Origin of the sequence: Paenibacillus azoreducens (genome assembly GCF_021654775.1) — a bacterium.
GTDB lineage: Bacteria > Bacillota > Bacilli > Paenibacillales > Paenibacillaceae > Paenibacillus_AQ > Paenibacillus_AQ azoreducens.
Genome location: NZ_AP025343.1, coordinates 6,911,346 through 6,924,798 on the forward strand (window position 1 = coordinate 6,911,346; position 13,453 = coordinate 6,924,798).

Genomic DNA, 13,453 nt, shown 5'->3' on the forward strand with positions numbered 1-13,453 from the left:
CCTTAATGATGAAGCAGATCTGTTTTGAACAGTATACTTGACCACGCCGAAGGAGTAAAAGTTATTTTCACATCGTTGCGCCGGCTCTTTTGGATAGCCGATGTCTTTTGCGCTGATTGTAAAGGTATTGAACCACAAAATAAGAAGCCACGCCAAGCACAAGCCCAAACACGGACATTCCAATCAAAACATCGAGCCCTCCCTGCAGCAAATGCTTGAAAATCGTGAAATCGCCATGCATCAGATTGCGCCAGGCATGTTCATGCATTGGCACGGCGATCATCCTTTTTGGAAATAACCATTCTCCAATTTTTTTGGCAAAAGGTAAAAGAATGATCGGCAAGAACGTCAGTTTACCAATCACATTGCCGATAATAGCGGCTGGAAGCGAACCTCCGGAAAGCCTTACGGCAGGATAAAAAACAAGGTATACGAGCGATCCGGTCGATATGACGACCATTTCCAGACCGAAGCCGACCGCAAAGCCTAGCGATACCTTTCTTGCTCCCCCAGGCGAGCGAAACAGCTTGATCATGTTAAACTTGATTTTTCGGGAAAACTTGTGAAACAAATTATATTTTTTCTTTTTCAAAGTAATCACCCTTCATAGCCCAAAACGACGCTAGGCCGCATGGGGAGCCGTATCATCCTGGCCGCCCTTAAGCACATTGTATCATTTTCGGGCCGCTTTTTCTAAGCGAACATTACCCAGATGTCCCGTTCTCTTCGGGTCTTTCACAGGACGGTGGATAGCAAATATCAAGAGCGGCAGAACGAGAATAAAAAAGAGGGCGATCAGCGTCCATTCCTTATTGAAATTAAACAGTTCAATGGAACTGGAATAGAACCACAAAGCGCAGCTGAAGGCGAACAGGCCGATCGGGGCGGCCATCATTTTTCCGGATAACGACGGCAGGATCATTTTCATTCCGTAGCAAATGATGTACAGGCTGATCGAAAGGTTAAGCAGCACCCCCGGAAACCACAAGGCAACCACGATCAGGTCAAAACGGTCCAGAAAATCGGTAATCCGCAGCTGGCGCACCAACTCGTATGTCGGATACATCATCCTTCCCGATACCTCAACCCCGAGCAGAAGAATGATCATAATGACCAGACCAGCCAAAATACCGGCGGCGATCAGCATGGAATAAAAGCCGTATTTGAATTTGTAATCCTTGCTGGAGAAAATAAACGGGAGAATGATCATCTGTCCCAAATAAGCAACGGAAATCCAGCTCCCTTCAAAAGTCTTCTCCCAATTGACATGCAATAAAGGCCTCATTAGACCGAAATTGAAATCCCGGAATACGATAATCGGCATCAAGGCGAACACGATGATAATGATCGGTCCGTACAGCTCCGTAATGCCTAGCACCGTCTTCGCCCCGCCCCTGGCGATATAGATGACGGTCGCTGTAATGCAAAGCGCGATAATAAGGGATGGAGTAATCGGAAGCAGCACGACATTAGTAAAATCGGATATGATGCGGATATCGCGCACGAGAACCATAAAGTAAAACAGAATATACAGTACGACGATGACTTTCCCGATGAACGGAAAACGGCTTGTCAGCGACTGGAACAGGTCCTGGCCGGGAAAACGCAAGGAGCTTCTGGTCAGCAGGAACAGCATGAGCAGAACCAGGGCGCCGGACAGCAGATAGCAAATAAAGGCATGCTGATGCGCCCTGGTGATAAGCTGGCTCGGCACATTCAACATTGTCGTATTAATGACATACATGATCCCAAGCAGCACGATTTGGCGCGAGGTAATTTTTTGCATGGCAGGCGTTTCTCCTTATCTGACAGGATATTCTTAAAGTGCGTGTTCAAAAAGGCCGGTTTTCAGCACCGGAGCTGCTTCCGATGTGCGTTTTTTCAAAACGCTTCAGTTGAACGAAGATAGGGACGGGGACCCCAAAAGACTTTAATTTTTAAAAAGGCACCAACGGGCTCAGCCATTTCTGCAGCCAAGCCGAAGCATATACAACATGGTTAATCTGCAAGGTGTAGACGAAAACCCCCATGCCCGCAAGCAGGAATACGTACGTAAACCAGCGGTTTATTTTGGGAAGATCGCGGATCACCTTATAATCCACAAGCAGAATGATGGCCGCCGCCACAATGTAAAAGATCCAAATTTGGCTCATTGCTCCAGCTCCTTGTCTTTTCTGCCGAACGGCTTGCTTACAGCTCCGATGTTTTCTACATGCAGATTGGTGTTAATCACAACCTTGACGTTTGGATACAGCTCATACCAACGATTCTTGAACCGATCCCAGGCACGCGGATTATTTTGGCGGATCGTGCGGCCAAAGCCAAAAACATCCGAGCGATAATGCTCCTGAATCTGACGGAGACCGGAACGGATTTGCCCGATCATTTCCTTGCTTGCTTGCCGCTCCAGCTTTTTCATATGCTGCTCGTTGCCGAGATCATAGTCCGAATTATTTTCAATCACGGCCCCCTTGGCCAAAATATTCATGTGCATTGTAATATCATCGCCTTGAATGAAGGGTTTGAACGTAACCAGATTTTCCGTAAACAAGATGGTAATATGCCCTGTCCCGGTAGGGCTGGGCACTACCACATCCGAAGTGGTTGCTTGCTTCAACCCCAAAGTGACCATTTTCACTTCCGGGCCTTTCAGGACGCCTACAAGCTCGTCATTCTTAAACAGCGCCAAACCGGTAATTTGGATGTTTTTCTTGTCATTTTTGTCTCCTAAATCCTTTGGCACCGCCTCCTGCAGCGAAATATACGGCAGGGAAACGTCGACTCCTTCCGTGAGCATGTCATTGGCGAGATATTTGAGCGTAACCGGTTTTTTCGCGAACTTGACCATCAGTTCCCGAATCATCTCGCTGGGGAACTGCTCCATTGGCGCGCTAGCGTTAATGATTTTATAAGCCGGACCCGACGTTATAGCCACCAGGGTAGAAAGCCGGTTTTGCGGAATGCGGGCAAACTGGTCAAGCATCGGGCCGATTCCCCCTTTGGCAAACTCCTCGCCGATCAGCAGCGTGCGGCTGTGGGCAAACGAAAGTTTTCTGGAGTTTCCAGCCTGTACCTCAAAATTGGATCTGTGGAGCGTAATCCCGGTCTTGGATTCCAGATAATACTTTTTATTTCCCGCCGTTCCGCCGCCTCCGCCCTGACTCCCGCTTCCGCCCAGATTGCCGGGAAGCGCGATTTGCAGCGTGCTCCGGTACAAACCGCCTTCTTTATCCACACAGGAGCCGATGACAAACGCCATGTCGTTAATCTCGGTGCGGTCCCAGCAGCCGGTAAGCCCTATCGACACGCACAGCAGCAAACCTGCGGTATAAAACCTTTTCATCTGTGCATCACCATACCTTGTCGGAGGCGGGTGTGCCGTTGATTTCCGGCTTTTCCCGCTCCTGATTTTTCTTCGACAGCCAGGATGGCCGTCTGCCCATTTTCCACCACGGAGTCCGGACGAAAATATCCTTATGGTCCTGCTCATGGAACGGACTGACTCCCGACATGTACGGAACGCCAAAAGAAGTCAGCTGCGTCACGTGAACCAGAATCCATGTAATGCCAACGATGATGCCGAACAGACCGAGTACGCCAGCCAGCAGCATCAACGGAAACCGCAGCAGACGTATCGTAATCGCCAGATTATAATGCGGGATGGTAAAGGAGGCGATGCCGGTCATCGAAACGATAATCACCATCGGCGCCGAGACAATCCCCGCCTGAACGGCTGCTTGGCCGATCACGAGCGCCCCGAGAATGCTGACAGCCTGACCTACCGTCTTTGGCAGACGCACGCCCGCCTCCCGCAGCGCTTCAAAGGAGATCTCCATCATTAACGCTTCCACCAGCGCAGGGAAAGGAATGGCTTCCCGCGCCGCGGCGATGCTCAGCACAAGAGTGGTCGGCAGCATGTCCTGGTGAAAGGTCGTCACCGCAATATAAAGAGAGGGCAGAAACAAGGCCAAAAACAAAAAGCCATACCGGATCCATCGGATAAAATTCGTTATAAAATACCGCTCGTAGTAGTCTTCTCCTGCCTGCATCAACTGAAAAAAAGTCACGGGTGCAATCAGGACGAAAGGCGTCCCATCAACAAAGATGGCGCATCTTCCTTCAAGAAGCTGGGCAGCGACACTGTCGGGACGCTCCGTATACATCATTTGCGGGAACGGCGAATAGGGATGGTCCTCGATAAACTCTTCGATATAACCCGATTCGAGTATACCGTCGATTTTGATATCTTTGAGACGCTCTTTCACATCATTGACCATTTTAGGATCGGCAAGCCCTTCAATATAAGAAACGACGATATCTGTTTTGGTATTCGCCCCAAGGACCATGCTGTACATCTTAAGATTCGGCGTCTTGATCTTGAAGCGGAGAAGCGCCGTATTGACGCGAAGCATTTCGGTAAAACCTTCACGCGGTCCGCGGATGACAGATTCCGTTTCGGGCTCCTGTACCATACGCCGGATGCCGGCTTTAATGTTAAAAAGCTGCACCTCGTCCAGGCCATCCACAAACACCGCCACACTGGAATTCAAAATGCCTTCGACCGCATCGATCCACTTTGATGCACTCTTGACCTGGGACAGAGAAATACGGGTATTTTCCAGCGGTTCCAGATCAGATGCCTCCACTTGCTCGGGTGGGTCGGCATTTTGCATTCGCACATACGCTTCGATAATCGGCTCCAGTATATGGGAATCAAGTTCAAGGGACATGACGATTCCCTCAACATAAACGATAAAAGCACGAATACCCGGAGCGATTTCGATCGAGCGGTAAATCATGTCCGAGCAGTCTCTAAAAATCGTTTTCAGCGTCTGGACATTCTGATCCAGACTTTTTTGGATATTCAGCTTCTCCCACGGCGGAGAAGGAAGCCCGAGCGGTATGCCGGACGGCAGCGCTGCAGGTGTGCTGCCTGAATTCAGTTTACGTCTCCTCATTATGCTTACCCCCTCGTATTCCGGCTTTCTTTCTCTGGATCAGTCACGCCATAGCTTGTGCCAAAATTGGATAAATTATGTGATGATGGGCCAGATAAAACTAAAATAACCCCACAAAGTGACGCATGGCCTTCGAAGCTTATTCCGATTACTTTGCGGGGAACCCGGAAGGAAGTTAAAAAAGAAGCGGCCAGGCCATATCAAGGCCTGCCCGCTTCTTTTGGAGTCATGAAGATCTTATATCGATGTTATATTTTAAATTTGTCCACCAGTTCCTGCAGCTTCTCAGCCAGCCTGCTTAGATGCTCCGCCGATGAAGCAACCTCTTCGATGGATGCAAGCTGCTCCTGGGCGGAAGCCGACACAGACTGTGTATTGTCTGCCGCAATTTCCGACAGGCTCCGGATATGGCGAATGGATTCGACTGCGTTTTCCCCATTTCGCGCCAGCTCCTGGGAAGCTTCCGCCGCAGAATGGATGCCTTCCGCCGCTCCCTGAACAGCCTCGCGAATGCGGGTAAAGGATTTGCCTGTAAACTCCGCAGCTTCCATTCCCTCAAACACCCTGCCTTTGGCATCGCCCATCGCGCCAAGCACCCGCTGCATCTCTTCATACATGCCTCTTACCAATTCTTCAATCCGCCTTGCAGAATGTCCGGACTGCTCCGCCAATTTTCGCACTTCGACCGCCACGACGGCAAAACCTTTACCATGCTCTCCGGCACGCGCCGCCTCGATGGAGGCGTTAAGCGCAAGCAGATGCGTTTGCTTGGCGATGTCCGCCATCAAGGTGACGATTTCGCCGATCTGACCGGCACGTTTGTTCATGTTCGCGACCGTATGGTCCAAATCGCTGACGGTCGTATGTATTTCCTGAATTTTATCCGTAACGCCCACAACGGCCGCATAACCCTCTTCCGCCGAAACGGATGTATGCGACATTTTGGTCGAAGCATCCTCCATATGGCTGCGGATGTTTTCCGATTGCATAGACATGACATCCATGCTTTCCATGCTCTTCTCGACGCTGCGCAGCTGCTGATCGCTTCCGGCCGCTACTTCCTGTATAGCCTCGGTCACGGTCTCAATGGCTTTTGTCGTCTGATCGGCGCCTGCCGACAATCCTTTCGCAGACTGGCTGACCTGAGCAGTGATTTCCTGCACGTTTACAATCATCGTACGCAGGCTGTCGACCATCGCTTGAAAATGGCGGCTCAAGTTTCCGATCTCATCCCTGCTTGATGTATCGATATCCTCTCTTAAATCTCCCTGGCTGATCCGCTCCGTCGCTTTCGTCAATCTGTCGATCGGACGGATAATCGACCGGATATTGAGGAAGATGATCACAAGTGCCGCCAGAATGGAAATGACCATCACAATCGACACCGCGTTTCGGATACCCGCTGCCGAAGCTTCAATTTCGTCCTCATACATCGAACCGGCAATTTTCCAGCCCGTCAGCTTATTGGTCGAAAAAGCCATTCGCTTGGCCGCATTCTCGAATCTGTATGAAAACCGGCCTTCGGAGCTCTCGTAAAGTGGTTCCAGATAATCGCCTTCCGCTTTCTGCCCCGTATATTTCGGATGCACGACATAATTTTTAGCCTGATCAGTTATGAAGATGTAACCCTTGGTCCCAAGCTTCATGTTTGTCAGCGTTCTAATTGTATCAAGGTTCAGTTCGATAGAGAGAACGCCTTTACCGGAGGGGATGGTTTGCGAAATAGAAACCGCCATTTTCCCGTTGGCTGCCTTAAATACCGGAGAAATGGTCGGCGTCTTGCCCTGTTTGAGCGCCCGGATATACCAGTCCTGCTTCGTAACGTCATATTGCTCCGGCAAAGGATCTCTGGAAGCGCGCACAAAATATCCGCCATCGATGCCGACGATGACGTCTTTGACATCTTTATGCAGTTCCATATATTGATCCAACTGCGCCTTAAGCTCCCCGCTTTTGCCGAGAGGATCATTGACAGCACGCTCTACATAAGGCTGCTTCAGCAAATAGGCTATATCATCCATTTTCGCCTGAATATTTTGGGTCACGATATTGTCAGCCGATTTGGTGCTTTCCAGCGCGCTGTTCATCATATCCTCGGCATTTGCTTTTTTTGCCGATTGATAGGACAACATGCCGATCATAATGCTGGGTACAAGCAAAACGATGAGATACGTGAGCAATAACTTTCTTTTAATGGTCATTGTAAATCGTTTCACAAAGGCATTTTCCTTTCCGCTTATTGAAACTGCGGTCCTGGGACCCAAATATTTTACGGTGGAACATAGTAGTATAAAGGCAATCGTTCTTAGAACATCGGAATATTGCACTATTTCTTCTACTAATATCCATTTACAAAATATTCTATCATTATCCGTAACATAGGCAAAGAGGCCCAGGCCTTGAAACATAATTTTTTCTTTGAAATTATGCCAAGATTTTTAACGCACGACCTATTTTTTTGAATTCCATCCCTCTAAACGACAAAAAGGACAACCCAATGAACTCTGGGCCGTCCTTATTCTATTTCTGCATCGCTTGATAAATTCGTCCGCTGAGCCCGGCCAATTCATCTCTGACTTTGGTCATTTCCGAAATTTTATAGTCAACCAGCTTCAGCTGTTTTTCCACCGCTTCGGCCATACGATCCAGCTCTGCCTGGCGCAGGGCTTCATCCGAAGATGAGGAGGCGTTGCTGCGGTGCTTTATGACCTGATCGTGAATCTGCAGAAATTCCTGAATTTCCTGCAGCGAAAAACCAAGCACTTTTTTGGCCAGAACGATATTTTTCAGCTGCTGCACGTCTTCTTCCGTATATAATCGAATGCCGCCATCGGACCGCTCCGGCGATTTCATCAGGCCGATCTCTTCATAATACCGGATCGAACGCTTCGTCAGCCCCGTCTCTTTGGCAACATCATCGATTTTAAGCCAATCCATTGCCTGTCTCCCCCTATATTGTCAAAAGGTATACCTTAAGTATATCCTTCCCCGGAAGCGAAAGCCAATGCCTTGTACTCAGGACCGAGCTTCCTCGGCTGAAATTTTGCCGATCATCCCGTTTTCCAAGAAACCTTTGTTTCTTTTTAAGGGCAAGTGGAAATAAATAGAATGAAATACTTTGAGGAGGATATGCCATGAAACCATCTGATCCCGTTTCCCGATCACTGCCGCAGTTTCCCGAGTCGTTGTGGAGAGCCACGACGGAGTTGCCCTCCTTCCCGCCGCTGACCGAAGATATTGAGGTTGATACCGCGATTGTCGGGGGAGGCATCACCGGCATCACGACCGCCTATCTACTGGCACGCCAAGGCTGCAAGGTTGCGCTGCTTGAGGCGGGGAGCATTCTGAACGGCACGACCGGGCATACCACCGCCAAGATTTCTGCTCAGCATGGTTTGATTTATGACGAGCTCTTGAATCATTTTGGCGAGGAACAAGCAAAGATGTATTACGAGGCCAACACGGAAGCCAAGAACTTTATTCAAAGGACGGTATCCGAGCTCAGCATCGAATGCGACCTTCAACCGGAAAGCGCCTATTTGTACATGGAAACCGATAAAAAGCTGCAGAAGCTGCAAAAAGAATTCGATGCCTACATCAAACTGGGCATTCCCGGACAATGGAGGGATAAACTTCCGATTCCGCTGGCCGTTAGCGGAGCGATCGAAATGCCAGGGCAAGGCCAGTTCCATCCGCTGCATTATTTGAAGCAGTTGGTGAGCGAAATGGTCAAAGCCGGGGTTCGCCTCTACGAAAATACGACAATCGCCTCCCTGGACAAAGACGGCCCGCTCAAGTTAACGACCTATCGCGGCAAACATAAAGTACGCTGCAGCCACGTCGTTTCGGCTTCCCATTTTCCATTCGTCGACGGCCCCCGCCTGTATTTCTCGCGGCTGCATGCGGTTCGTTCGTATGCCGTGGCGATCCGGCCGGAAACTCCTTTTGCAGGCGGAACGTATCTGAGCGCGGATGAACCTAAACGTTCGCTGCGCTCGGCAAACTGGAACGGCGAGGAGGTCGTCATCGCCGGGGGGGAAAACCACAAGACCGGCCAAAGCCAGTGCACCCATAACCATTATGAGGAGTTGGAGCATTTCGGCAGCAAGTTGTTCGGAAACAACGGCATCCCGTTCCGCTGGTCCGCTCAGGATCTCGTTACACTGGACAAGGTGCCGTATATCGGGCAAATCACGGCTGCGGACAAGGGCATTTACGTAGCGACCGGTTTTAACAAGTGGGGCATGACTCACGGCACGTTATCGGGTATGATGCTGTCCGATCATATTTTGGGAAAAGACAATCCATATACGCTGCTGTATACTCCTTCCCGCTTTAAAGCCGATCCGTCCATCAAAACTTTCGTCGTGCAAAATGCCGACGTGGCCAAACATCTTGTTGCAGGCAAAGTCGGCCTCGTTCAGCGCAAAGCCGAAGATCTGCAGCCTGATGAAGGCGGCGTAGTCACGCATAACGGCAAACGTGCCGGGGCTTACCGGGATGCCAAAGGCAATTTGTATTTGGTCGATACGACGTGCACCCATATGGGCTGCGAAGTAGAGTGGAACGAGGGGGAACGCAGCTGGGATTGCCCATGTCACGGCTCCCGGTTCAGCTACGAGGGGAACGTGCTTACAGGTCCGGCGAAAAAGCCGCTTGAGATATTGGATTCGCACGAGTAACTTGTCTCATCGCGGTCAAGGCGGAAACGATGCCATTCTCGGCGGATCACAGCTAAACCAACACAAGCTTTCTGTCAGCCCGCTTAAACGCTGCAGAGCAACCGCAGAAAGATGTAAAAGCGTCCCTGATGCCTGTATAGACAAGCTTCAGAGACGCTTTTTCATATTTTTAGGGTCAACTGTAAATCAGGTCCCACTGCTTAAATAAATGATAGAAATGCAGCAAGTTAGTAGTAGTCAGTGCTTAACGGGATATATCGTTAATCTCCGATCTTTTCAGAAAATTAGGAAAGACCAGCGTATTGTCGTAAGAGTGATGGAAAATATGCGTCGTGGCCGGCGATATCGGCGGTATAAGCCAATTCCAGTACCCGGTCAGCGGACGCCCGCATTCGGCCTCCCGCTGTTCAAACAGCTTGAATTGCGCGGCCGCGGTATGATGATCGACGATGCTCACGCCTGCTTGCTTATAGGAATGCAGGACGGCAACGTTCATTTCAACCAGCGCGCGATCACGCCATAACGTCGTTTCGCTTGCGGTTGAAAGCCCCATCAGCTCGGCGACATGCGGAAGAGCATTATAACGGTTTTCGTCCGCGAAATTGCGGGCGCCGATCTCCGTCGCCATATACCAGCCGTTAAACGGGGCGGCCGTGTAGCGGATGCCGCCAATGACGAGCAACATATCCGAAATGATCGGTACCGCGTACCATCGCAGCCCCAGATCCCCGAACGACGGATAATCGGGATGCGTCAGCGGTACCTCCAGCACCAGCTCGTCCGGAATATTGAAGAGAACCGGGTCGCTATCGCCGGATTGAATCAGAAGCGGCAGCACGTCGAAATCCGTTCTGTTTCCGTTCCAGCCCATATCCAAACAGGTTTTCGTAAACGTAACGGAAGCGGGATCGCCGATGATTCCGCTTTCCGTTTCATAACCCGCATAGCGAATCAGCTGATGGTTCCAAATGCGGACCCCTTCACTGTTTGGACCTGGGGGCTTAAATACCGAAATGGTCGGAATGATTTTGCCGCCGTTCGTCGCTGATTCGATATGGTTCAATAGCGACGCATAGATGTCTTCGGGATGCTCCAAATGCCGCTGATCCCGCACGACCATCGAATCCCAGAACAACCTCCCGATGCAGCGGTTGCTGTTGCGCCAAGCCATTTTGGCTCCATGCTCCAGCTCCTCGAAGGTATGCTCATACGTTCCGCCCTGGTCAATTTCCTGACGGATTTCCTCCAGCCGGGCGCATGTCTCCTGTTCCGTTTTTCCCAGCTCCGTATAACATGTTTTTATATAATCTTCCGCTTCCTGAAGCAGAATATCTCGTGCTTTCATCGGTCCATCACCTCATCTGGGTTGTGAAGCTATAATTTCATATTATAGCCATAAATAGGGGCGCCGGGCCGCGTCAAACTTGATATCTTCGTGAACCCTGCTTTTATATTTCTATCTGATTTCCGTATGCGCGGCCGATTCTTGAACCTCAGCATGCTTCGATGGCCAGAAAGCCCAGGACCCAAGCAGCGTGGTGATTGCCGGAACCAGGAAAGGCCGGACGATGAAGGTATCCAGCAGCACGCCTACGGCCGTAATAATGCCGAACTGGACCAGAACCTGGATCGGCAGCGATGCAAGCACTGCAAATGTCCCCGCCAATATCAGACCTGCTGACGTAATCACGGAACCCGTCTCGCCTACGCCTTCCTTGATCGCCTGCTTGAAAGGCATCTCTTTTTTCTTTTTCCAAATGCTTGAGATCATAAAGATGTTGTAATCTTCCCCTAGAGCCACCAGGAATACGAAAGAATATAGCGGAATCGCACCCTGGATTGCGTCTGCTCCAAGCCCGTAATGGATGATGATCCAGCCGAGGCCAAGCGCCGAGAAATAAGATAAAATGACGGTCAGCACCAAATAAACGGTAGCTGTGACCGAACGCAGATATACGAGCAGCAGCAGCGTGATCATGCCGATCACCACCGGAATGATGACGAGCGTATCCCGGTCGCCGGTTGCTCTCGTGTCATATTGGATGGCGGTTTGGCCGCCGATCCATACCTTATCCTCAGGCGACGCGATCCCCGCTTCCCGCAGGGACTGCTCGGCGGCTTCGCGCAGCTTCGGTATCGAATCTATCGCCTCGGTCGAATATGGATTCATCTCAAGTTCCATATCGTAAGCGAGAATATCGGAATTTTGCCCGCCCTTTTGCGGCTTGGAAACTTTATCGATATAGGGAAGCTCTGCAAGTTTGGCCCCAAGCGCATCCGCATGGCTTCCCGCCTCCGCCATCAGTTTAACCGGAGCCAGTACTCCCGGGGAAAACTGTTTGCCGATCATGTCATATCCTTCCCTAGATTCCATGCTTTTCGGAAAAGAAGACATGATATCGTAAGTGAATTTTACCTGACCGGAAAATGAAGCGAGCCCTCCAAGCACGACCAGCGTCACGATGACAATCATCCAAGGCCGGGCAATAACCAATCTGCCGATAAAGCTTTCTTTTTGTGGTTTCGGTTGATAATACTTTTTGCCTTTGCGGCCGGCACGTTCCTCTTCCATTGCCGGCGTGCGCGGGATAAACGGAAAAAACGATACGCGTCCGAAAATGGCCAGCAGCGCCGGTACAAGCGTTAAGCTTGCAACCACCATGACCAGGATCGATACGCTGAACGGAACGGCAAAACGATGATGGGCTCCGTACCGGGCCAGCAGCAGCGCAAGCAGCGACAGCACCACCGTAAACCCGCTCATGGCAATGGCCCCCGAGGTTTCGGTAATAGCCTGCAGCAGCGCCTTGCCTTTGCTTTCTTCCTCTCTCAGCAAATGCCGGAAATGGGAGACAAGGAAGAGGCAGTAGTCCGTGCCTGCACCAAACAGCAGCACCGTCATGATGGATATGGCCTGCGAATCAACGGTGATCCAGCCTTTTGCCGCCATCAGGCCAAGCAGCGGGCTGATCGCGCCGTAAGCGAATCCGACGGCAACGAGCGGAATCAAAGCCAGAATCGGCGAGCGGTAAATAAGCAGCAGAATCACCAGCACAAGAATAACGGTAGCCATCATCAGTTTGAAATCGGCATTCTTGAACAAGCCCACCGCATCGATGGAAATGCCGACAGGACCTGTCACCCGGGCGCTCAGTTCGCTTCCGGAGGTTTGGCTTGCCGCAAAGGGATCACTGCCGAACTCCCGGGCGGCCTGATTCTTCAGCTGTTGTACGCCCTCCTTCAGATGATCGCTGGCGACGTCGCTTCTAAACAATACCGGGGTTACCAGCGTGCTTTGGTCCTGGGAGAGTTGCGCGCGCAATGCCTGCACAGGCATTTTATCAAAAGGAGGGACGCTGTCCTGATACGGAACCGGCATGGTCGCCCATCCCCCAAACAACTTCTGTACATGTTGGAGATCCTCGTCTTGCAGTCCGCCCTCGCGGTGCCAAACCAATAACGCCGGGACCGATCCGCTGCCGAATTGCTCCTTCGCCACTTTTGCGGCCTGAACCGATGGCTGGTCGTCCGGTAAATTTGCGGCATTGTTTTGAACCTCCTTGTTGACCATCGGCCACATTGCGCTGAGAACGCCCACGATGAGAACCCAGGTCGCCAGCGTAACCCACTTGCTTCGCTTTCCGGCAACAAAACGCCCCCATCCTTGTTCATGTTCCATAACTCTCCTCCTCACCCGTACCCCGGCATGCATGGTATAGTATATGTATTGTTTTGCAATGCTTAAATCAAGATGTGATCAACTTCACGCAGATTAATTATATATACCGGAAGGTTAATTATCAAACATATATT

10 protein-coding genes are annotated in these 13,453 nt (G+C 50.7%); 1 reads left to right on the plus strand and 9 read right to left on the minus strand.

Annotated features, from left to right (window positions below):
- Positions 1-67 precede the first annotated feature (67 nt).
- From L6442_RS31010 to L6442_RS31040, 7 genes are all read right to left on the minus strand, one after another.
- Complete coding sequence (locus tag L6442_RS31010) at positions 68-598, minus strand: DUF2062 domain-containing protein (protein ID WP_212980564.1); 531 nt, start codon at positions 596-598, stop codon at positions 68-70.
- Between the two features lie 75 nt (positions 599-673).
- Positions 674-1,786, minus strand: a complete 1,113-nt coding sequence (locus tag L6442_RS31015) for a GerAB/ArcD/ProY family transporter (protein WP_212980548.1) — start codon at positions 1,784-1,786, stop codon at positions 674-676.
- Between the two features lie 151 nt (positions 1,787-1,937).
- Positions 1,938-2,153 carry a hypothetical protein gene (locus L6442_RS31020; RefSeq protein WP_212980549.1) on the minus strand — a complete coding sequence of 72 codons (216 nt, stop codon included), beginning with the start codon at positions 2,151-2,153 and terminating at the stop codon, positions 1,938-1,940.
- Positions 2,150-3,343: a Ger(x)C family spore germination protein gene (locus L6442_RS31025; protein WP_212980550.1), complete on the minus strand. Its 1,194-nt coding sequence runs from the start codon at positions 3,341-3,343 to the stop codon at positions 2,150-2,152. The genes L6442_RS31020 and L6442_RS31025 overlap by 4 nt, the downstream gene beginning before the upstream one ends.
- 7 nt (positions 3,344-3,350) lie before the next feature.
- Positions 3,351-4,958, minus strand: coding sequence for a spore germination protein (locus L6442_RS31030; protein ID WP_212980551.1), 1,608 nt, complete (start codon positions 4,956-4,958; stop codon positions 3,351-3,353).
- A 248-nt stretch (positions 4,959-5,206) separates the two neighbouring features.
- Positions 5,207-7,174 carry a methyl-accepting chemotaxis protein gene (locus tag L6442_RS31035; RefSeq protein WP_212980552.1) on the minus strand — a complete coding sequence of 656 codons (1,968 nt, stop codon included), beginning with the start codon at positions 7,172-7,174 and terminating at the stop codon, positions 5,207-5,209.
- A 304-nt stretch (positions 7,175-7,478) separates the two neighbouring features.
- Positions 7,479-7,895, minus strand: coding sequence for a MerR family transcriptional regulator (locus L6442_RS31040; protein WP_212980553.1), 417 nt, complete (start codon positions 7,893-7,895; stop codon positions 7,479-7,481).
- A 197-nt stretch (positions 7,896-8,092) separates the two neighbouring features.
- On the opposite strand from L6442_RS31040, the gene L6442_RS31045 reads away from it, so the two are divergent.
- Positions 8,093-9,640, plus strand: coding sequence for an FAD-dependent oxidoreductase (locus L6442_RS31045; RefSeq protein ID WP_212980554.1), 1,548 nt, complete (start codon positions 8,093-8,095; stop codon positions 9,638-9,640).
- A gap of 244 nt (positions 9,641-9,884) precedes the next feature.
- Here L6442_RS31045 and L6442_RS31050 read toward each other — a convergent pair whose 3' ends face one another.
- Both L6442_RS31050 and L6442_RS31055 read right to left on the minus strand, forming a co-directional pair.
- Positions 9,885-10,985, minus strand: coding sequence for a nitric oxide synthase oxygenase (locus tag L6442_RS31050; protein ID WP_212980555.1), 1,101 nt, complete (start codon positions 10,983-10,985; stop codon positions 9,885-9,887).
- A gap of 111 nt (positions 10,986-11,096) precedes the next feature.
- Positions 11,097-13,319 carry an MMPL family transporter gene (locus tag L6442_RS31055; protein ID WP_212980556.1) on the minus strand — a complete coding sequence of 741 codons (2,223 nt, stop codon included), beginning with the start codon at positions 13,317-13,319 and terminating at the stop codon, positions 11,097-11,099.
- Positions 13,320-13,453: the final 134 nt, after the last annotated feature.